Below are 22,700 nucleotides of genomic sequence, written 5' to 3'. Positions count from 1 at the left end.
CATTACCACTCAATCCTTTCCGCCGGAACCGTCACCTGATTAACCACTGCTTCTACGATCTCCCCGCTTCTTACCTTAAATACACGGTTAGCCATAGCCGCAATGGCAGCATTATGGGTTATCATCAAAATGGTTGTTCCGTATTTTTTATTCACTTGCTGCAAGAGCTTCAAAATACTGCGGGACGTCTGAAAATCAAGTGCACCGGTGGGCTCATCACAAAGGAGCAGCTTAGGATTCTTGACAATTGCTCTGGCAATGGATACACGTTGCTGCTCACCGCCGCTTAGTTCCCTGGGGAAACGGTGTTTTTTATCCTGCATTTCCACAGCCTTTAAAACTTCATCTACATTTAAAGGTGATTTACTTATGTTAGACACCACTTCAATATTCTCCCCGACGGTAAGATTAGGGACCAGATTATAGAACTGGAAGATAAAACCGATGTCCTCTCGTCTAAAATCTGTCAGCTGGTTTTCATTCAATTTATTGATTTCTACCCCGTCGATTAATACCTTACCGCTGTCGCAACGGTCAATACCGCCCAGAATATTCATAAGCGTGGATTTTCCCGAACCGGAAGGCCCAAGGATAACGCCGATTTCCCCTTTCTCCAGCTGCATTTCAATTCCTTTTAAAACTTCCGTTCTAATCTCACCTGACGTATAACTTTTTTTCAGGTCTGAAATATAAATAAACATATTATTGTTCCTCCTCTTTGTAGAAACAGCGTTTTAATATATCAAAATAATCGTCCCAATCATGAAGTAATTCAATGTCAACATTTTCAAAAGAACTGACCTTATTTACCTGCTGCTCTGCAAAGCTCAAGATTGTCCAGGTAATAACGTTCATTATCTTTTCCGTATCCATATCATCGCGGAATTTTGATCTATCGATATTTTTATAACTTATTCCGAAGCCGTTTCCAACTATTTCCTTTTTAATTTCATCAATTTCTGTCTTCACTTCAGATGAATTTTCTGTTTTAACACTCTTAAGAAAATCAAATGCTTTCGGATATTGTTTATAGATTCTAAGCTTAATCAATCCGATTTGTTTCATTCTTTCAAATAGATCGGTTTCATTCCAATCCATTTCATCATAGATTTTATTAATAATACCGTTCACATAATCAAACAAAAATAAATATAATTCCTTTTTACTGTTAAAATATTTAAATAATGATCCTTTTGCTATTTCTGCTTCCTTGATAATCACATTGGTCGAAGCTTTATCATAACCATTCTGTGCAAATTCTTTTAATGCTGCGTTTATTATACGTTCTTGTTTCTCCTGCTCTAAATTTGCAAATATCTCATTCATGCTTATCACCTCTTTAATATTATGATTCACTCGATAAAAGTAGATTTCAAAACAAATGACCACTCCGGTCACCACTATTATATCTCAGGTGACCAGAGTAGTCAATATAATTTTCAACAATTTTTAACTATATAAATTTATTATAATCTTTACTTTTCAATAGACATTAAAGCTGCTTTTGTTGCATGTATTACTGTAGTATCAAATAACGGTATATTTACATCCAATTGATTCAGAAGCAGCCCGATTTCCGTGCACCCTAAGATGACACCCTGAGCTCCTTTCCCTGATAGTTTATCCACAATTCGTATATATTCATTCCTGGATTTCTCAGATACAATTCCAATGCATAGTTCCTCAAATATAACAGAGTTAATTTTTTCAATATCACTCTCTTCAGGTATCAAAACATCTATTCCTCTGTTAATAAGTTTCATTTTGTAAAAGTCCTGGGTCATGGTATATTTTGTTCCCAGTAAAGCGACTTTTTTAATATTACTCTGTATAAGTACCTCTGCGGTAGCTTCTGCTATATGTACGATGGGAACCGTTATCTTTGATTGTATTTGCTGAACTACTTTATGCATGGTGTTGGTGCAGATGATAATAAAATCTGCACCTCCTTTCTCCAGACTTATTGCTGCCTCTGATAGAATATTACCGCTTTTCTCCCATTCCCCGTTTGACTGGCATTTCTCAATTTCTTCAAAATCCACACTGTAGAGCAGGCATTTGGCAGAATGCAATCCGCCTAATTGTTCTTTTATTGTTTCGTTAATGATTTTGTAGTATGTTATAGTGCTCTGCCAACTCATTCCGCCGATTAATCCTATTGTTTTCAAATCTTTTCCTCCCACAATTATGAAATTTTATTTTAAACGTGCAACCCTTTGAAAAACAGGCTGCATAAGTTTTTTCTCTTCCTGTACCCAAATCTGCATATTCCTTTTTCTGCTTTAAAATGATTTCAGTTTCTCTATTGCCTGATCCAGATCATCTACAAAGAAAAAGTCTCTACCTCTGTTACATTCGAATATAAAGTCGTGTAAAGGCTTACTTTTGTACTTGGAAAAGTCACCAATGACTGCTAACTTGGTCTGGTAGTTTATAAATTTTTGAAGTATTTCCCCGGCAATACCACTACTCAGGATAAAAAATTCCTCACATATGTTTATTTTATCAATAATGATTCTGCTGCAGTTTTTTTCATAATTAACTGTCATCATTAAATCAAGGGCAGATTGGGTATCAGATATTAAAATGTCGTCACTTTTAATATATACCGTTAAATTGTTTATCTTAGTTATTTTGTAGTTCATAAAACATCTCCTTTTAAAGTATCAGATCATAGATCCATTTTTCTGCATCGGTTTTATTTGAAAACAATCTGAGCGTTTCATTTCTACCGCTTTCGATAAGGATTTTTCTTAGACTGCTTTTTAAATTCATATCCTCATCGATTATTGCAGAGTTAATATGATAAAGTCTAAATTTTTGTAACATAGCTGCGGCTAATCCTGTTTTAAGGTCGAGAAAATCCTTTGATAGTGTTACAAGGTCAAACAGTACAAACTGGGTATTATTTTCAGCACATGCAGTAATAATGTCCAGTATATTTCTTTCCGTACAAAGCTTAAATTGCGAATCATTCAAATAAATATAACTTATCTCGTTTTTGTTGATAAAGGAATAATGAAAAACTTCACTGCTGGTTTCTTTTAGTCCGCCCACCTTTCTCTTCTCACTTTCAAACACATCATTTTCATTGGGAATACCTGCTAATTTTTTTCGTACATCCTGTATCCATACTAACTCATTTTCATATGTCCGTTTTATATTGTCGTCAATCAAATTCCAAATCGCAGTTGTGAGTTCTGTTCTGTCCGGTGATAAATAAGTATTCTGTTTGTTATTTTGCTGCATCAGCAACTGCGTATTTATCTGAGTTTCATATCTCTTTAGTATCTGATCCAGATCACTTGAGTTTAGCTGCCAGGACCATGCAAACTGAACTAGAAATGGTTTTTTCATATCATTAGGCTCCGTCGGAGACAGTACCCACTCTTTTAAAACAGTAAGCCCCTTATCGGTAATCGTATATTTTTTTTTGGTTGGGGAATTATCCTGGTGTTCTATAACATAAGTAAGTAAACCTTTATCAAGTAATTCCACCAGTGACTTATATATTTGATTATTGTTACCGGACCAATACATAAAAGCAGATTCTTGCATAAACTTTTTTATATCATAACCGGTCATTGATCTTTGGCTTAATATTCCTAAAATTGCATAATCAATAGACATATTTCTTTCTCCTTGTTTTCATAACATATGTTAATAGTAACACATGTTATTATTAATATCAATATGAATTCTTACAAATCATAATAAGTAATACATTTAATGTTACGATCACAGGTAACTATACTGCGTTACTGTTCACTCCCATGCAAAGTAGCAGTTCTGTGAACAATAACACGCTTCGCGATGCACACAAAACGAGAAGGCAGCGTTTTGGCGCTGCAATTCTCCGGTTTTCTGTGACAATGCATTCACAAAAAACACGTCGCGTTCGTTTCCTGTAACCAGTAACTTATACTGCACGCTATAAGTTTTTTATATAATATTTACAATTTTTATGCATTATGATAGGATGGTTAGAGACTATTCAGACAAGTTTATAAAAGTGTGAAGCCAAAGACGGTTTGCAGGTGATATTATGGAAAAATTGATTATACATAAAAAGGAATTGATGTTATATACACTATTGGGATTATGTTGCTTATTTTCTCTTATTTTTGTAAATCAGAATAATAAGTATTACAAAGAAACAATTGTTAGAGTAACCAGTGTACAGTTAATGAAGGAAGAAGAATCTGTTGATCACTACAGAAATAAAGATATGATATACACACAGCTGCTTACAGGAAAAATTTTAAACGGGGCTTTAAAAGGCAGATATGTGGAACTTCAGAATGAATATTCTTCTTCTGGTGCCGCCGACAATCGTTATAAGTCTGGTGATAATTTATTTATATCACTGAATGACAATACCAGCGCGAAATTAACAGGAACAATAAAGGGATTAAAGAGGGACCGCTATCTTGTAATTATGATTATGTTATTTACCGTTTTTATTATTATTGTTGGTAAGAAAAAGGGACTTTTTTCTTTATTTAGTTTGTCCTTTAACATTATTCTTTTTTCTCTTGTTATGGATTTATACTTAAAAGGAATCAATTTACTTCTAGTCTGCTGTATTGTTGTAATTGTATTTACTGTTTTTTCTCTTATTCTTGTGAGTGGAAGAAATAAAAAGACTTTAACCGCAATTGTATCAACTTTATTAGGTACTTTTATTACTTTAATCATTGCTTATGCTGTAATGAGGCTAACTAATGAAAAGGGAGTACGCTATGAAGAAATGCAGTTTTTAACCCATCCTCCTCATGAAATTTTTATGGCTGAAATCCTGGTGGGATGTTTAGGAGCTGTTATGGATGTATCCATAACAATCTCTTCCTCCATCCATGAATTATGCGAAAAAAATCCGAATATTTCGCTAAAGTCATTAACTGATTCGGGAATGGAGATAGGGCGGGACATTATGGGTACAATGACGAATGTTTTATTTTTTGCATATATAAGCGGTACTATTCCCATGTTACTGGTTTATCTTAGAAACGGTTATCAGACAGGATATACATTTACTGTGAACCTTTCCCTAGAACTTATACGTGCCTTAACAGGAGGCATCGGTATCGTCCTTACTATACCGATTTCTTTATTTGCCTCACTGTTTATGCAAAATAAACATATAAAATTTTAATATAAATAAATATACTTCAGAATAAAAACCATCTTACAGAAGCAATAAGCGTAGAGACATTTAATGATTAAAAAATTAAGAGAGGACGCCGAGGCAAACCTGACGTAAGTATTACCGATGAATGTTATAATTATTTTAGCTGCCATTTTATTTATTTTGATGAAGTTAATCGGAAAAGAAAAGGGTGTTAAATCCTTTTTCTCATTGTTGATAAATTTTTTTATACTTTATGTTGCTATAATACTAATTGCTCATAATTTAAATTCTATATTTATAACCCTTTTAGCCTGTTTCCTTATAAGTTATATTACTCTCTTCTACATTAACGGGATAAGCACAAAGACAATTGCTGCATTTTTATCAACGATAGTTACATTAATAGCACTGTATTTATTTATATACTTAATAGGTACTATAACCCGGATACAAGGATTTGGTGAAGAAGAATTTGAAGAAATAAGCATATATTCTCTTTATATAGGAATCGATTTCACCCAAGTTGTTATCAGCACAATTATTATTGGTTTAATCGGAGCAATCATTGATACAGCGATATCCATCTCTTCCTCCATGAATGAAGTATTTCTTCATAATCAATCCATTACAAGACATAACTTGTTTGAATCCGGATTAAATATATCCAGAGATATTCTTGGAACTACTACAAATACCTTATATTTTGCTTTTGTGGGAGGATATATGGCTTTGATTTTGTGGCTGAAAGACTTAAATTATTCTTTTGGTAAAATTATTAATTCGAAAATATTTTGCTCTGAAATAATATCCATTCTTTGCAGCGGCCTTGGAGTCGCGCTGATTATCCCCATAACTGCAGGAATCACCTCTTATCTCTTAACTTCAAGGCGAGGCAGGGAAAGTATGAATAGCCTCACAAAAAATGCGAGCCATGAAGAATAGCATCTATCGTTTCTTAAAATCGTCAAAACTATCAAAATCAGAACCCCAGGCTTAATTTGAATTGTATTAATTGTATGGTATATAGACACAATAACCGTGTTTCACAATTACCTATCATGATTCGAGCGTCAAAAGCTATACAAATAATTCATATTCGTCGATTTGCACATCTATAATTTCACATTAGCGCGATGTAGAATATAGTTCGATGAGTAACTGTTATGTACCACTACGAACTTCATCCAAGCGGGAGCGTGTTACGACCCTTGCAAAAAGTCGCTAATTTACAATAACTCTCTCTAAATTACATTGTTTTCTTATTCTAGTTTTTTATAATAGTTTCATATAAGTCATAAGAATTTGGAGGTAATTTTTTTGAATAAAACAATCTTAACCTTAACTAATCACTGTATGTTCCACTTGGGTGACTGCCCGGATGCCTGGCAGTCCTGGTACAACGATACAGATTGGGATGAAATTTCTCTTCCCCATGACTGGTCCGTTACTTTACCTTTCTCTAAAGAGTATTCCAGCGGCACCGGTTATCTTGCAGGCGGTATAGGGTGGTACCGTCTCAGAATCACTCCGAACAAAAATTGGATTGGTAAACGAATCCGCCTGGCCTTTGACGGGATCTATAAAAACAGTAAAATCTGGTGTAACAGCTACTATCTGGGATCACGGCCTAATGGATACATATCATTTACTTATGATATTACGGATCAGTTTCGTTACGACCGGGATAACATCATCAGTATACAGGTAGACCACCGGGACCTATCTGATTCCCGCTGGTTTACAGGCTCCGGCATCACTCGTAAGGTAAATCTGATCATAGAAGAACCTATTTATCTTGTCCCTGACGGTCTTTTTTTTACTACCCCTGAGGTTTTGGCAGATAAGGCATCCTTTACTGTTTCAAATGAAATTATGAATAATCGGGATAAGGACACCAAGCTGACAATTATAAGTAAACTCATCTGGGATAGCAAAGAGATTACCGCAACAGCAACTGATACTGTTCCAGCCGGCAGTCAAAAAACAATGATTACAAACGCTACTATTGAGAAACCGCAGCTCTGGTCACCTAAGCACCCTCATTTATATACTCTTGAAACCTGGATTTGCCTGGAACAACCGGAGGGTGATACTTTTACCTATCTTGCCGATTCCAGGAAAGTTGGTATCCGCAGTATTCGTTTCGATCCGGATCAGGGGTTTTTCTTAAATGAGGTTCCAATGAAAATAAAAGGAGTATGCGTTCATCATGATGCCGGCTGCCTTGGCGCCGCAGTGCCCGAGGCAGTATGGATCAGACGCTTAAGAAAGCTGAAAGATATGGGATGTAATGCCATCCGTATGAGCCACAATCCTCACATGCCGGAACTGTATGACCTTTGTGATTCAATGGGATTTCTGGTAATGGATGAAGCCTTTGATGAATGGGAGGGTCCTAAAAATAAGTGGAGTACCGGGCACAATGTCTATCCGCCAAAACACCAGGGATATTATCTGGATTTTCCTCTCTGGCATGAGCAGGATCTCACAGCCCTTATTCGCAAAAACCGCTGTCATCCCTCAATAATCATGTGGAGTATCGGCAATGAAATTGACTATCCTAATGATCCTTACTGCCACCCGTCGTTTAACACCATGACCGGCAATAACGATACCAATAAGCCGGCAGAAGAGCGGCAATACAATCCGGAACGTCCTGATGCCAAACGTCTGGCTGTATTATCCAGGCATTTGACTGAAATTGTTAAAAGACATGACAGCAGCCGACCTGTTACACTTGCTGCCGCTTTTCCGGAGCTCTCAGGTGCTCTTGGCTTTTTGGATCCATTGGACGTGGCAGGTTACAATTATAAGGAACATCTTTACGAAGAAAGTCACCTGACATATCCGGACAAGCCATTTCTCGGAAGCGAAAACGGCCATAGTCTAAAAGCTTGGAGGGCTGTTACCGATAATCCTTATATCTCCGGTCAATTTCTCTGGACCGGTATTGATTATCTGGGTGAAGCTCACGGCTGGCCGATTCATGGCGCCGGTTCCGGCCTATTGACACTTGCCGGTTTTGAAAAACCCTGGTATTACCGCCGTCAGAGTTTCTGGTCGGAGGAACCCGTTGTACATATATCAACCACATTAGTTTCCAATGATATAGGTGAGTGGACACCGGTTTACGATTCCTGGAATTATACGGCGGGAGAAGAAATATTAATCAAATGTTATACCAATCTGAAAGATATCACTTTTTATCTTAACGAAGAACTGCTTGGAGTTTATGAAAAAGATATAGATAAAGATTGTATTTCCTTAACGCTTCCCTTCAGCCCGGGTATCTTAATGGCTAAAGGGATAACCGCCGATAACACAGCTATTAGCCACACTCTTACCACTACAGGAACTGCCTGCCAGGTGAGTTTAAGGTGTTGGGAAGATATTACCCATCCATTACAGGAATCACGCCTATATCAGATTGAAGTTACCATGAAAGATTACCGGGGAAATGATGTGTTATCCGATTGCTCCTGTCTGCATATAACAGTGGATAACGGCAGTCTGCTTGGATTGGAGAATGGAGATCTTGCAGACAACACTGACTATTCCGCAACCTACCGCAGGGTTTATCAGGGACATTTAATAATTTACGTAAAACCGGAGGATATCTCCAAACAAACTGTGATTACTGTTAATGGTGAAAATCTAAGAGCCGCATCCCTACATGTGAATAACGAAAGAAACGGGTTATAATCTAATTCAAACTCTAGCTTACTCTGAACCGGAATTATATATTATTTATTATTAGATACTTCGCCCGGTAAAAACATACAGATCATTTACATTCTTAATTTGTACATCTGTAAAGCAATCGATACCGGAATCTGGTATTAGCTTTTGCCGGGCGTATCCTTAGATATTTTTATGTGATGTTAATTTTTCATACTGTCCAGGAGACATTCCTGTATACTTTTTAAAGACCTTGCTGAAATAACATTCATCTTGAAATCCTACTCTGTATGCAATTGACAATATCTTCATGGAGGTAGTGGCAATCAATTCTTTTGCGTGGTGGATCCGTATTTCATTCAGATATACAAAGATTGTCTTACCAATATTTTTCTTAAATACCCGATTAAGATAATCAAAATTACAGGAAAACACTTCTTCAATTAAATTTCCCGATATTTCCTTCTGATAGTTCGCATTTAGATAGTTCAGAAGTTCATGAATATTCTTATAGGACCTTGGGATACCCGGCATCTGCTTTAACTCTCTATTCGATACGGCTTCTCTTGCAATCTCTACAAAGGCTTCCATAATCTTACATGAGCAGGATACCTTATAATTCTCCAACTGATTCTGATTTTGATCCATGGCCTCCTGTATTAGTTTTATCACCTGAAGGTAACTGTTTCCTGTCTGAAGACTGCTATATTTCGGGATCCTCAACCAGGAATCCCGGTAAATCTCAAAGGATCCACTATCCTCCTTAAGGGAATCACTTCTGATTTTCAAACAGGACTCTAAAAAATCAGTTTCCTCCAGTTTACGGATAATCTCCGGATGGCGAAAATGAATATAAAAATATTCACAATTGGACGCTTTTATCCCTTGATGAATAAAATCCGAATCCAGAAGTATTATATCTCCTTCTTTTAATTCATATTTTTTACCGTTTTCCTGCAGATAAAGTATCCCTTTTTTCATTATATATAAGATATACTCATCTGCCTTTCTTCTTTTATGTACATAGGGAGGCTCCAAAACCGCCATATCCACCAAGCGCACCTGGGGCAGGATATTTCCATTCATTTCATAATACATAACTCTTATTAACCCAAATCCGGTTCGTCACAGAGAGTGATGAAATCCGCAGATTTTCCTTCTGTTTCAAAAATCAGAATCGTATTATCACCTTTCTTAAGGATTGGTCCCGGTATATAGAGCCTTTTTTGAGGACCTATATCCCAAAATCTTCCGATGTTAAAATTATTTACTATCGCAAACCCTTTTCCCCATCCGGAAAAATCCAGAAAAGTATCTGCTGTTTCTTCGATCTCAAAGGTAAATTCATAAAAAGCAGGGGTCCCCTCTTTTGCTGTTAGATTAAAATTAAGCCCTGACAGGTCTTCCATCGGCAGGCAGTAATGTTTCCAGTAAAAGTGCTGATGTCCGCCTATTTGGACACCACCATCGATTCCTTTTCTCTGGTGTTCCAAGGACACTCCAAAATTAACACGCCCCATATTTTCAATTAGGATATCTATCTTTTTACCTGTAACCGGTGGGTTTATAATCTCTTGCTCCGTAAGCAGTTCTCTGTCATACAATGTCAGAAACGGCTTTTCATCTAAAAATACATTTGCTCTGTCATTGGCACCCCACAGGCGGAATTTTTCAATTGCCCCTTCATATTTTAATTCGCTTTCATACAGAATATAACCATATCCCTGATTAAGCTTTTCCATGGGCAGCGGCACCACATTTTCTATGGGTTGGGCAAGATTACTCAGATTTTCAAAAAGCCCTGTCTTTCGAGCTACTTTCTGTTTTCCATATGCTTTACGCTTAATCACTTTCGTAAATTTCACGTCCGGAATTTTGGTGTATTTACTGATTATCTTACGAAAAGCTTCGTATTTTGGAGTTATCCTTCCATCCTCCGTTAATAAGGCATCATAATCATAAGAAGTAACATCCGGAGTCAATTTGTCATAATAATTAGCACCATTTGTAAATCCGAAATTAGTTCCTCCCTGAAACATATAGATATTCACATGACCTTCTGACAGCAGCTCATCCAAGTCTTTCACGTTTTCTTCCAATTTACCGGTCTGATGGTTTTTAGCACCCCAATGATCAAACCAACCAATCCAAAATTCCATACACATTAATGGTTTATTCCCGATTTTCTGTCTCATCACAGCAAATTGCTCTTTACCTTTTGAGCCAAAGTTACCTGTCTGCAAAACCCCATCTACCCTACCGCAGTCAAAGGCGTCACCCCACGGGCCATCGGAAGTCACCAGCGGAACTTCACAGCCATTATTAAGCATCAGCTGCTTAATAAATTCCATATACTCTTTATCATCTCCATAATAGCCATATTCATTTTCCACCTGCATCATAATAACGGGACCTCCCCGAGTTATCTGCAGCGGAGCGATTACCTCAAACAGCTTTTCATAATATTCTTTCACATGTTTCAGGTACGGTGGATACATACAACGTAATCTCATACCATCTTCTTTAAGCAGCCAGTAAGGAAGTCCTCCGAACTCCCACTCAGCACAGATATACGGTGATGGCCTGAGGATTACCATTAACCCCAGCTCTTGGGCATTTCGTACAAATGAAACAATATCAAGCATTCCGGTAAAATCATATTTACCTTTCTCTTTTTCATGGAGATTCCACGGAATATAGGTTTCTACCGTATTACATCCCAGATTTTTCAACTTTTCCAAACGATCAGACCAGTATTCCGGTACAACCCGGAAGTAATGCATTCCTCCTGAAATAATCTTTATTTTTTTCCCGTCAAGATAAAACTCGTCACGAATTTCAAATTGATGCATTTTTCCTCCTGTCCGGGCGATTTTTATCCGCCCATATGTGTCATTTTTTTGTTGTCCCCGATAGGGCAGAATATGATTAATCTTATTTTATTATTATTGGAATTCAGGTGTCAAAAAACCGGATGGTGTATTTCTATAAATACCTAAGTGATTTATACTTTCGCCCTGTATTCTTTTGTACACTTATTAGGTTATTAAAATTGACCTTAATTAACCTCAAAGGGGGAAGCCATTCCAGACATTTTGTCAGGCGAATGGTATCCCCATATATCCGGTACTATGTACCGTACTTAGAACTCTGGTGCAAACAATAATATTATTTACCGCTGTTTTGTTTAAATGTATCCATATCTTTTTGCAGAGATGCCTTAACCGTATCATATCCTGCATCTTTAATCTTCTGCCTCATCTCATCTATTTTTTCCTTAGGATTATCAAATTTACCATATGCCAGTTGTGGAATGTATTCCGATAATACACTGGCTATGGCTGATTGTTCTGCTTCAATCGCATTCTTATCAAGAATCAGGTTTTCGTATCCATAATCGTAAGCAACAGCATTAAGCCCTGCTATCATATCCTTAGTACCGTTCCAGTTGAAACTGTTCTCAAGTTCAAGATCATCATTGCGTCCGCACCAGTAGTTTGCACCCACTTGATCTGTACTTTGATCCCACCCCTCAGGATAAGCCAGTTTTCCGTCATCGGTAATGATATAGTCTGTTCCCTCAATACCATAGTTAATATAACGGTAACACTCTTCATCGTTACGGAGTAAGTCATAAACCATTAAAGCACGCTCAGGATGTTTTGAATTTGCGCTGATTGCAGCAGCACCATGAGTTTTCAGAGGTTTGGAAACATTATTATTTTCCTGTCCCCAATAGTACATCTTAGCATCGGAACCTGGCTGTTTGATATCCATATTAGGTTTAATCTGTGAATAATATGTCTGGCTGTGATGCTGGTCGGCACCTGAAGTACCTGCATATAATTCTTCTCTGCTGTCTCCGTCGAAATTCAGAACATCCTCTCGCCATACCCCTATATCATTCCACTGTTTCATTAAATCTGCTGCTTTATAAATCGTGTCGTCCTCCATGTATGGAGAAGATATGGTATAAGGGTCACTGGCTTTTGTACACCAGAATTCATAATTACCTACATTACATCCGATCAAAACACGGTAATCGGAATTGGACTGAATATATGCTCCTAATACTCCTGCTGAATTATTCTTACCCGGTACATCCCAGGGTATTACACCCTCTTTATTTTCTTTTATATATTTAAAATATGTGGTAAGATCATCAAACTTACTGACTGTTCCGTCTATAAGCCCGGCTTCTTTTGCCCAATCTCCGCGGTAAAACATACCATGATTGGTATACTGGGTATAATGATCTTCGGGAATGAAATATATTTCATTATTATATTTACAGATATCCCAGTCATCCTTCGCATTAACCTGCTCATAAGTCTTTGGTGCATATGTTTTCAACATATCTTCAGATAATGGCATAAATGCGCCTTTCTGTGTATTTTCCCAGGCGTAAAGCCAATCTGTGGCAGTTGTTATGATATCCAGGGAATCATCTCCGCTTAATAGCTGCACATTATACTGTGTCTGCCAGTCCGCCCATTCGACAAAGGTGAGCTTAAGCTCTGCATTTACCTTTTTTGTAAGAGCTTTATTCAGCTGCTCCAGCATAGCCTCGAGTCTTCCATTGGTTGGCTTATCCCCAAGTGCCAACATAGTAATTACTTCATGACTGGATGTATCAATTCCATTCCCCTCTTTACCGCCAGAATCGCTGCCGGTATTTTTAACTGAAGTAGAAGCATTTTTTGTGTTACTGTTACCACCGCATCCTACAAGACCTGTTGCTGTAATTGCGGCCAGAACGATTGCCAGGATACGTTTTGCCATGTTTTTCTTTTTCATCTTAATCCTCCTTTTCATTATAGGTTCTATCTATATAGATTCCTTTTTTGGAATCCATAATAACCATTCAGATTTTGTGGTTCTAAAACAACCTTGGGGTATCGAATCATTTCTGGAGGCGCCTAACCTTTTACTGCTCCGACAGTAATACCCGAGATAAAATATTTCTGAACAAACGGATATAGAAATACAATGGGTCCGGTGGCTACTACCGCCGTTGCCATCTTCAAAGTATTGGACGGCAGTTCGGTATAGGTCACATTGGCACCCGCAACTGAACCTTTTAATGCATTGGCTGTATTAATGATATTATACAAATAGTACTGAAGCGGCTTATACGTAACAGATGATCCAAGATAAAGGGAAGACTGATACCATTCATTCCAATATCCCAAGGCCAGAAAAAGACCTACTGTTGCAAGAGCCGGTTTTAGCATGGGGAAAATAAGGGAAATAAATATTTTATAATCTCCTGCACCATCAATCTTACCGGATTCCGTTATCTCATATGGCACTGATTTTGCAAAATTTTTCATAAGAATAATCAGCCAGGGTGACATCAGCAACTGTAGAAACACTGCCAGATAGCTTCCTTTTAGGTTCAGATATCTTGCCACCCATATAAAAGTCGGTGCCATGCCTGCTGAAAACAGAGTGGTAAAATAGATAAAAAACGACAATATATTTCGATAAGGGAAATCCTTTCTCTGCAAGGCATAACCAGTCATTGATATTATAAATAAGCCCAGAACCGTACCGCATACTGTCATAATAATTGTGACGGCGTAAGAACCGAGTATCATCTTTGGATAACGGAACACCCAACCGTATGCCACCAGCGTTGGCCCTTTAGGAAGAAGTCCAAATCCTTCTTTGCTGATAATACTCTCGGTAGAAAAAGATGCAGAAACAATTAGAATAAACGGGAGGATACATATCATTGTAAACAGTATAACAACTAGATAAGATATTAATTTTATAGTGACAGTACTTCTGCCCAGTTTGATTTTTGCTCCTTTTTTTATCATTATATACCTCCTAGAATAATGCATAATCCGGATCGATTCGTTTTACCAGCCAATTGCTTAACATGACCAAAGCAAATCCAAAGATAGACTGATACAGCCCAACCGCTGACGAAGTCGCAAAGTTATTCTGGGACATCATCATACGGTATACAGAAGTTTCAATAATATCGGTTGTTGCAAACAGCTGAGAGTTATTACCAACAAGGTTCCAGAATAAACCAAAGTTACCTTTCATGATACCGCCAAGCGCAAACAACAATAAAATTACAAACGTAGGTTTGAGACACGGAAGAATTATGTAACGGACTCGCTGCCAGCTTGTTGCACCATCAACCTCGGCAGCCTCTATCATATTGGAATCTATGCCACAGATTGAAGCAAAATATACAACGGACCCATAACCTGTCTGCTGCCACATCTGACAGAAAACAATGATGAAGGGCCAAACCCCTGCCATACTGTAAATCTTTATTGGATTGCCGCCCATCTCCCTTAAGACTGTATTGAGGGCACCTGTATCGTAGTTGAGAATATTAAATGTAATAGCTCCAATCAAAACCGTGGAAATAAAATAGGGTAAAAACATAATTGTCTGTGATACTTTTTTAAACCATTTATTTTTAATTTCATTCAGCATAATTGCAATTGTGATCTGCAAAACATTACCCAGTATAATAAATACCAGATTATAAAGTATTGTATTTTTAGTTAAATGCCATAATTGACCGGATTTAATCAGAAATTCAAAGTTCTTAAATCCTACGAACGGACTTCCGAAGATACCATCACGGAAATTATAATTTGTAAATGCTATGTAGACACCCGGAAGCGGGCAATAACAAAAAACGATAAAGAATATAATGGGCGGAAGACACATAAGTAACAATGTTCTGTTGTCATTTAGTGTATTCCAAAAGGATTTTTTACGAGTTTTCACAGCCAACTCTCCAGAATTATTCTTTTTAACTATCACATTATTTCCTCCTGTCATTTGAAATCGGTTTCATATGAATCAATAAAAATCGGATTTCTTTTATAACCCAATATTCCCCAAACTTGGTCAAAACCTCGAACTATTTTGTAGTACTAAAATCATATCATAATTCCCAGTTTTTTGGGTTGAAACCCGTTTCACAATTATTATATTCCAATATATGTAATTTGTCAACAAACATCTTTACTTTTTTTTTATTTTTATAGTTAAATAGTAGTCTAAATCAAAAAAGAGACCATGTTTTTTGTGCGTTTTGCACATACCGACATGGTCTCTTATTAGATGTTTCTACATGAATCCCTAATTACAAGTTCTGGTGGAATCAGCTGTAATTTAGGAGGATCTTTTCCTTCCAGGACTGCAATTGCAGTATCGACCAAAGCATTCCCAAACTTATCGTATTGATACCCCACACTGGTCAACCGCGGTATACAAGAATCGGCAATAAAGGTATTATCAAAGCTTGTAACTGAAATATCTTCCGGAATTCGGTACGAATGCTGGCGGATAGACTGAACAATACCAAGGGCAGTAAAGTCATTAATCGCAATAATAGCACTTGGTAATTCAATATCACTTTCAAACATCTGATTCATTGCTTTGTAACCGCTTTCCAGACTATATTCTCCGGTTTCGATCATATATTCAGGACGAAATGGTATCCCATATTTTCTTAAACTGCTGCGATAGCGTATACGTTTGGCATAAGTTGAATTAACATCTTTCCTGCCACCAATAATACAAATATTTTGGTGCCCATTATTAATTAAGTATTCCATCAAAATATCCATAGCCTTTGCTTCATCAATATTTACCTGATAACAGTCACTTCCGTCTAATTTACCGGTAATTACCACCGGTGTTGTATCAGCAATCTGATTCATCTTTTCAACATATTCTTCGTCCGAAATAAGCTCGTCAACTTTACCCCCCATCAGTATCAACGCATCTACTCTTTGTTCAAACATTTTCTGTAAATGGTACTCTTCTAACTCCATATTACTCATGGAATTGCTGAGTAATAGTATATAACCTCTTTCATTGGCCGCACGCTCGCATTCAACTGCAAGATTTGCAAAGAAAGGATTACGGATATCCGGAGCAAGCAGCCCTATTATTTTTGACTGAGTATTACTAAGCCCCCTGGCCATTGCATTCGGTTTAAAATCATATTTTTGGATTAATTCTTCAACTTTAATTCTTTTTTCATCGCTGACATTTGCATTATGTGTTAAAACACGTGATACTGTTGCCGGGGAAACGCCTGCCTCTTTGGCTATATGATAAATACTGACTCTTTCTTTTCCCATAGATTCTCCTGTAATAACGGTTATATACGGTAAACTATCGTATTAATCCCAATGACTGAAACTTAAAACCAGTCTGGATCATGTTCAAAAGTTTCACAGAACATTTACTAATATATAAGTATAATATATGAAACCGATTTCTACAAGATATTTTATAAATTCAGTCACATAGTTTGTTACGGTTCTGCCTTAAGACTAAACTGTAACAAATGATGTACCAAAATTATGCCTCTGCCTGATTTTGTCCACTTCTGAGCCTTTATATCAATTTAAACTATACAGTGCCGCACCATGCTTTTCAATTTCATCTATCAGTTTACCATTTATAATCCTGCTCTCTCTGCCCGTCCACAACTCCTGTGCAAACACCTCTTTTGATTTATCATCCTTATGCAGATAATATCCGCATTCGTCTAAAGATACCATTACTTTTGACTTCTTTTCCCTGAAGTTAAATAGCGCCACATAACATTTTCCGGTTTCTTGATTTCTGGAAAACCACACTGCATAATCCTTATTTCTTATTACCTGCACGGCCTTATGTTCTTCGCTTAAGATTTCTAATACTTGTTTATTTGTTATAAGGGATAAGGTCCAGTCATCCATCTTTGTCAATTCGGCTCCTAACATTAGGGGTGAACGGAAGATACACCACAAGGTCATCATGGTAATCTGCTCATCCTTTGTGAAATTAGTCATACGCTCAGTTCCAAAGCCTTTACCTACAATACCAAGCGGAAGCATGTCACAGTCAGGATAACATCCTTTTGTCACATGGTTCTGCCATAATTCACAACGCTCAAACATATTAAGGAGTAATGGCCAGCTATCCCAGAAATCATCGGTAATCCGCCACATATTAGCATATTTTTCATAATGCCAGGCCTGTTCAATCAATGCCGGTCCCGGAGACAGGCTAAGAACTATAGGTCGTCCGCTTATTTTAATTGCATGATGCAGCATTTCGATTTCATGTCTGGCTGAATAAGGATTGTTCACATACAAATTAGTATTGCAGATATCATCACATTTAATGTAATCTACTCCCCACTCTGCATATAGTTTTACCAGGGAATCATAATATTCCTGCGCTCCCGGCTCATTATTCACCCCATACATATCCGGATTCCAGCCACAGATAGAATTAGGACAGGCAATCCTGTCTGCTGTAATATCTGTTCCAAAAATTCTGCTATGATTATGGGCGGCAGCTCTTGGAATACCTCTCATGATATGAATACCGAATTTGAGTCCAAGATTATGTATATAATCAGCCAATGGCTTAAATCCATTTCCATTGGCAGAATATGGGAATTTCTCCGGGTTTGGTAAAAGTCTTGCATATTCATCCATCTCCAATCTGCTAAACGGAATATATTGATATTGCTGCCGTTTTGTTCCCGTACCATAGGCATACCACTGAATATCCACAACTACATATTCCCAGCCAAATTCCTTTAAATGGGCAGCCATATAATCTGCATTTGCCTTGACCTGTTCTTCATTAACCGTTGTATCATAATAATCGTAACTGTTCCAGCCCATTGGCGGATTTGGGGTAAAACTATTTTTATCCATTATTTAACCTCCATTTATCTTTTTAACTATATTTTTACTTTAGAATATTTATTTTAGTTATACTTTCACATAGATCATGATTGAATTGCATTTTAACAATCCAGGGCATTAAACTCTTCATTTTCTCAAAGTCTTCATAACCATAGGTATTGTCATAATAATGTATCATCGTACTTAAAGCAGTTCCATGTGTACCAACCACTATATTTTTACCCTCATGTAAATCTAAAACATTATTCAACGTTTTGATATTTCTTTCCTGTACTTCTCTTAAACTTTCTCCGTCCGATAATTTGTAATCAAAATCTTCCCACTGCTTTTTAGTAAAAGAAGTAAAATCTTCTATCCAGGCACTATCAACTTTTCGCTCCCTGAATTCATAAATTGGTTTTACCTCCAATCCGCTTGCATCGGCAAAATCCTTGACTGTATCAATTGCCCTTAAATATGGACTGGATAATACTACATGAATTCCCTTATCTCTTAAATATGCAGTAACCAGTTTCGCGTCTCTATGACCTTGCTTGGTTAAGGGCCTTAGAAGATCATCGTGTATATTAAAATCCGGTTCTGCATGTCTTATAAAATAGACTGTTGTCATAATATTCCTCCTCCAATTGCTATATATTATAACACATCTATGTTGGAATATCAGTTTATTTAATATCCATTCTGAAGATGTTAAATACATCATAAATATCTATAATTCCATAACCCCAGTCCCTGTTCGGGTATTGAAGATTGTTAACTCTCTTTGCGCCCCTCATAAGAAATTTTTTAATACTGACACTGTTAAGTCCGGGATAATTATTTCTTACAATACCCCAATCAAGTAACATAGCCGTTATTCCTGTAGTAAATGCAGCCGCTGCACTGCTGCCCGTAATAGTAGTAAGTCCATGATTTAAATCAGGACATGGCAAATTGACACCGGGTGCTGCCAGGTCCGGATTTATTATATTTGATGTAGAATATCCTTTTCCGGCATTTGGATATAGAACATTAGAATTTGAATTATATGCCGTTGTTGTTATTGGTATTAAACAATTCCCGGGTGAAGTTATAGTTGTGTAGGGATTGGAATTTAAGAAATAGGTATTTTTAGATATATAATTTTCGTTAGGCAGCCATAAATGAAAGGCTCCGTTAATATCTCCTCTGCCGTTTACCTTAAATCTCCATATGCCCATTGTTGGGTTCATAAATCTCAGGATAATAACTTGTTTTCCGGTTTCTTGTTCAATCATGACATAATCAATATTAATAATTGTCTGTTCAAAAACAAAATGTATCGTTTGGGTTTCTTCAAGCTGCCCGGAAGTTGCCGCTATATATTCACCTGCCGGTGATGTAATATCCATTGCATATATCATGGGAGGATCTCCCCATAGTTCCATTGAGAAACCGGATTCATTCTCTCCCACTACCAGCTCAACAGTCACAGAACCTAAGGAGGGCTCCAGAGCACTATAAAAATGTCTTCGGGAATTGCCCTCATTTCCTGCAGACACGGAAATCGATACACCGGGGAAACCTCCGACAATAGAAACAATTGTATTAAGAGGACCATTGTCGTCATGAGCTCCCTGTGAGGTTCCCAAGCCAATACAGATGGACAGTGGCATCTTATGAATTCTGGCAGTATCAATCAAATACTGAATAGCCCATATCATATCATTTTCCTGATAACAGGGAATATCAGATGGTATGTGAAAAAAATCTGTCAAATTTTTCTTTGCTTGTTTCAGTTTTACAACAATGATATCCGCATCCGGTACTACACCACTGAAACCGTTATATACCGTTTCAGAGCCCGCCGCAATGCCTGCCAGTTTCGTACCATGTCCATTTTCATCCAGGCTTGGAACAATTTGATACGGATTTTCACTTCTTAAGGCTTCATTAATCTGGTCTCTTGTGTATTCCGTACCATAAAAGGCCGGGTTTATTACTTGGGGATATCTGTTTTCACTATCTATACTCTGATCCCATATGGCTAATATTTTAGTCGTTCCATCTTTATGCAAAAATACCGGGTTTGTATAATCAATCCCAGTTCCGATTATTCCAATAATAACTCCCTTTCCCCGCAGATTTAATGCTGGAATATTACGTAACTTCGTTACACCGGATTCTTCCAGGCTCTGCTGAGTTAAAGCATAACATTTGGGAATGGAAGAATAACCGAATTCCGTTACCAATCGGTCAGTAAACTGAGAAATGGGAAGATACAAAACTGCATAGGCTATATTCATGATATGTACCGAATACTTTTCGTATTCTTTCAATGAATTCGGGTTTCCATTATATTTAATAATTAAGTCCATATATTCATTACTCGTTATTTTGTATCTATCTTCCGGTATCAAACAGATCACCCCAATCCATTTATATAGTCAGTACTAAACGCCGCTTCTTATACTGTTAAATATATTAAATAGGTCCAAAATTCCGTATCCCCAGTCCTGATTCGGATATTTGATATTTGCTATTCTTTTTGCTCCGCGGATCATAAAGATCTTCATATCTACAGAATTCATATTAGGAAAATTTCCGTTTACGATTCCCCATTCAAACAATAGTGCCGATACACCCGAAGTATGTGCCACAGCCGCACTAGTTCCGGTAACCTGGTAAAATCCGTGATCCAGTGAGGGACTTATAAGATTAACCCCGGGAGCTGCGATATCAGGTTTTATCAAATCAGAACGTGTATAACCTCTCCCCGCATTAATATACAATCCATTACTTTCCGGATTATATGCCGTTACTGTTATTGGATTCGTGGTACAAGCTAAAGAAAGCAGGGTAGTGTTGGGATTCGGTTTAATAAAATAGGTGTTATAGGTAATAAAGTCGTTCATTGGCAGCCATAGATCAAAGCGAATCGGAAATATTCCTCTGCTATAAATTTTGAATCTCCAAATACCCTGAGCTGGATTTGAAAACCTTAGCATTATAAGCTGTTCTCCGCTTCCTAATTCTACAGTCTGATTATCGGCATAGATTACAGTAGCATCAAATAGAAAAGCAATTCTTCTTGTTTCATTATAGCGGAAATCCAATTTAGGGATGTATTCACCGGAAGGCGATAAGATATCAAGGGTAAATATATTCGGTGACATTCCCCAAAATTCCATAGTAAATCCACTTTCATTAGCTCCTACATTAAGTTCTACCGTATCTGCTCTTGTACTTTCATCAATCCATCCGGTATAATGGCGGCCTGTATTTCCCTCATTACCGGCAGGCAATAAGATTGCGATACCCGGATAACTGGCTTGAAAGGATAACCACGTACTTGTTAAATTCCTGGAATCATGGGCATATTGAGAGGTATCAATGGCAATACATATTACTATCGGTTTATTTACCTCAATCGCATAATTTAGTAAGTATTGAATTCCATAAATAATATCGTTTTCCTGATAGGCAATTACGCTATCAGGTACCCGGAAAAATTTTTTTAAATATGGCTTTGCAGGCTTAAGTTTTACTATTACTAACTCAGAATCCGGAGCTACACCGTAGAATCCACTCTCAGGGACTTCATTACCGGCCGCAATACCGGCGACCATGGTTCCATGCCCAATATCATCTTTAGATGGAACAATACTATAAGGATCGATATTTACTATTGCTTCATTTATCTGTTCTCGTGTGTATTCTGTTCCATAAACCAATCCTTCCTGTTTATTTTCACTCACAATTGTCTGATCCCAAATCCTCGCGATCCTAGTCGTTTTATCAGCATATTGAAAAATAGGATTCGTATAATCAATACCGCTGTCAGCAATCCCAATCAGGACACCTTTCCCTTTTAAGTTAAAGCTTGGAACGTTCCGGATACTTGGTATACCGGAAGCTTCCATACTTGCTTCACTTTCCAGTCCAAATAATAAAGGCAAAGAGGAATACCCCACTTTTGATACGATATCTTCACTCATTTGACCTACCGGAAAATGTACGACGGCAAAAAAATAATTAATAATATTAATATCTGTATCCCTATATAGTTCTAAAATTGACATATCTCCATTATAATTTAGTATAAAATCGGCATATTCATTACTATAGATTTTCTCCCTATCTCCATTCATCCTTTTATCCGCTTCCAGGTTCTCATATCATTATATTAGAATTCTTTAGATTAATAACTTTATTTTCTCTATTTTCAGAGATAT

18 protein-coding genes are annotated in these 22,700 nt (G+C 37.2%); 3 read left to right on the top strand and 15 right to left on the bottom strand.

All coding sequences use genetic code 11. The features are described from left to right. Nucleotides 1–2: 2 nt before the first annotated feature. The 5 genes from RBU59_RS23960 to RBU59_RS23940 form a co-directional block, all read right to left on the bottom strand. Nucleotides 3–701: an ABC transporter ATP-binding protein gene (locus tag RBU59_RS23960; RefSeq protein WP_308144992.1), complete on the bottom strand. Its 699-nt coding sequence runs from the start codon at nucleotides 699–701 to the stop codon at nucleotides 3–5. A 1-nt stretch (nucleotide 702) separates the two neighbouring features. After that, nucleotides 703–1,326, bottom strand: coding sequence for a TetR/AcrR family transcriptional regulator (locus RBU59_RS23955; protein ID WP_308144991.1), 624 nt, complete (start codon nucleotides 1,324–1,326; stop codon nucleotides 703–705). A gap of 149 nt (nucleotides 1,327–1,475) precedes the next feature. After that, on the bottom strand, nucleotides 1,476–2,168 hold the full coding sequence (locus RBU59_RS23950; protein WP_308144990.1) for an aspartate/glutamate racemase family protein: 693 nt from the start codon (nucleotides 2,166–2,168) through the stop codon (nucleotides 1,476–1,478). A gap of 114 nt (nucleotides 2,169–2,282) precedes the next feature. Continuing rightward, nucleotides 2,283–2,645 (bottom strand): DUF4180 domain-containing protein, encoded by a 363-nt coding sequence (locus tag RBU59_RS23945; RefSeq protein WP_308144989.1) that lies wholly within the window; start codon nucleotides 2,643–2,645, stop codon nucleotides 2,283–2,285. Between the two features lie 13 nt (nucleotides 2,646–2,658). After that, complete coding sequence (locus RBU59_RS23940) at nucleotides 2,659–3,630, bottom strand: DUF4180 domain-containing protein (protein ID WP_308144988.1); 972 nt, start codon at nucleotides 3,628–3,630, stop codon at nucleotides 2,659–2,661. A gap of 415 nt (nucleotides 3,631–4,045) precedes the next feature. Between RBU59_RS23940 and RBU59_RS23935 the strand changes: the two genes are divergently transcribed. From RBU59_RS23935 to RBU59_RS23925, 3 genes are all read left to right on the top strand, one after another. Further along, on the top strand, nucleotides 4,046–5,155 hold the full coding sequence (locus RBU59_RS23935; RefSeq protein WP_308144987.1) for a YibE/F family protein: 1,110 nt from the start codon (nucleotides 4,046–4,048) through the stop codon (nucleotides 5,153–5,155). 117 nt (nucleotides 5,156–5,272) lie between these two features. Next, nucleotides 5,273–6,073: a YibE/F family protein gene (locus tag RBU59_RS23930; protein ID WP_308144986.1), complete on the top strand. Its 801-nt coding sequence runs from the start codon at nucleotides 5,273–5,275 to the stop codon at nucleotides 6,071–6,073. 375 nt (nucleotides 6,074–6,448) lie between these two features. After that, nucleotides 6,449–8,833: a glycoside hydrolase family 2 TIM barrel-domain containing protein gene (locus RBU59_RS23925; protein WP_308144985.1), complete on the top strand. Its 2,385-nt coding sequence runs from the start codon at nucleotides 6,449–6,451 to the stop codon at nucleotides 8,831–8,833. Between the two features lie 159 nt (nucleotides 8,834–8,992). Here the strand turns inward: RBU59_RS23925 and RBU59_RS23920 are convergent, their stop codons facing one another. From RBU59_RS23920 to RBU59_RS23875, 10 genes are all read right to left on the bottom strand, one after another. Next, entirely contained in the window at nucleotides 8,993–9,895 is a 903-nt protein-coding gene (locus RBU59_RS23920) for an AraC family transcriptional regulator (protein ID WP_308144984.1), read from the bottom strand. Between the two features lie 20 nt (nucleotides 9,896–9,915). Then, complete coding sequence (locus RBU59_RS23915; RefSeq protein ID WP_308144983.1) at nucleotides 9,916–11,661, bottom strand: glycoside hydrolase family 35 protein; 1,746 nt, start codon at nucleotides 11,659–11,661, stop codon at nucleotides 9,916–9,918. Nucleotides 11,662–11,977: 316 nt separating this feature from the next. Further along, nucleotides 11,978–13,606: an extracellular solute-binding protein gene (locus RBU59_RS23910; RefSeq protein ID WP_308144982.1), complete on the bottom strand. Its 1,629-nt coding sequence runs from the start codon at nucleotides 13,604–13,606 to the stop codon at nucleotides 11,978–11,980. A 122-nt stretch (nucleotides 13,607–13,728) separates the two neighbouring features. Then, entirely contained in the window at nucleotides 13,729–14,634 is a 906-nt protein-coding gene (locus tag RBU59_RS23905; protein WP_308144981.1) for a carbohydrate ABC transporter permease, read from the bottom strand. A gap of 10 nt (nucleotides 14,635–14,644) precedes the next feature. Then, nucleotides 14,645–15,607 carry an ABC transporter permease gene (locus RBU59_RS23900; protein ID WP_308144980.1) on the bottom strand — a complete coding sequence of 321 codons (963 nt, stop codon included), beginning with the start codon at nucleotides 15,605–15,607 and terminating at the stop codon, nucleotides 14,645–14,647. A gap of 299 nt (nucleotides 15,608–15,906) precedes the next feature. After that, nucleotides 15,907–16,938, bottom strand: coding sequence for a LacI family DNA-binding transcriptional regulator (locus RBU59_RS23895; protein WP_308144979.1), 1,032 nt, complete (start codon nucleotides 16,936–16,938; stop codon nucleotides 15,907–15,909). Between the two features lie 264 nt (nucleotides 16,939–17,202). Then, nucleotides 17,203–18,516 carry a glycoside hydrolase family 27 protein gene (locus RBU59_RS23890; RefSeq protein ID WP_308144978.1) on the bottom strand — a complete coding sequence of 438 codons (1,314 nt, stop codon included), beginning with the start codon at nucleotides 18,514–18,516 and terminating at the stop codon, nucleotides 17,203–17,205. 34 nt (nucleotides 18,517–18,550) lie between these two features. Next, the gene (locus RBU59_RS23885) at nucleotides 18,551–19,117 is read right to left on the bottom strand and encodes a histidine phosphatase family protein (protein ID WP_308144977.1); all 567 of its coding nucleotides are present in this window, start codon (nucleotides 19,115–19,117) and stop codon (nucleotides 18,551–18,553) included. 55 nt (nucleotides 19,118–19,172) lie between these two features. Beyond that, on the bottom strand, nucleotides 19,173–20,885 hold the full coding sequence (locus tag RBU59_RS23880; RefSeq protein WP_308144976.1) for a S8 family peptidase: 1,713 nt from the start codon (nucleotides 20,883–20,885) through the stop codon (nucleotides 19,173–19,175). A 33-nt stretch (nucleotides 20,886–20,918) separates the two neighbouring features. Continuing rightward, nucleotides 20,919–22,616 carry a S8 family peptidase gene (locus RBU59_RS23875; protein ID WP_308144975.1) on the bottom strand — a complete coding sequence of 566 codons (1,698 nt, stop codon included), beginning with the start codon at nucleotides 22,614–22,616 and terminating at the stop codon, nucleotides 20,919–20,921. Nucleotides 22,617–22,700: the final 84 nt, after the last annotated feature.

The organism is Anaerocolumna sp. MB42-C2 (genome assembly GCF_030913705.1).
Taxonomy (GTDB): Bacteria; Bacillota; Clostridia; order Lachnospirales; family Lachnospiraceae; genus Anaerocolumna.
This window is presented reverse-complemented; position numbering and strand designations above follow the sequence as displayed.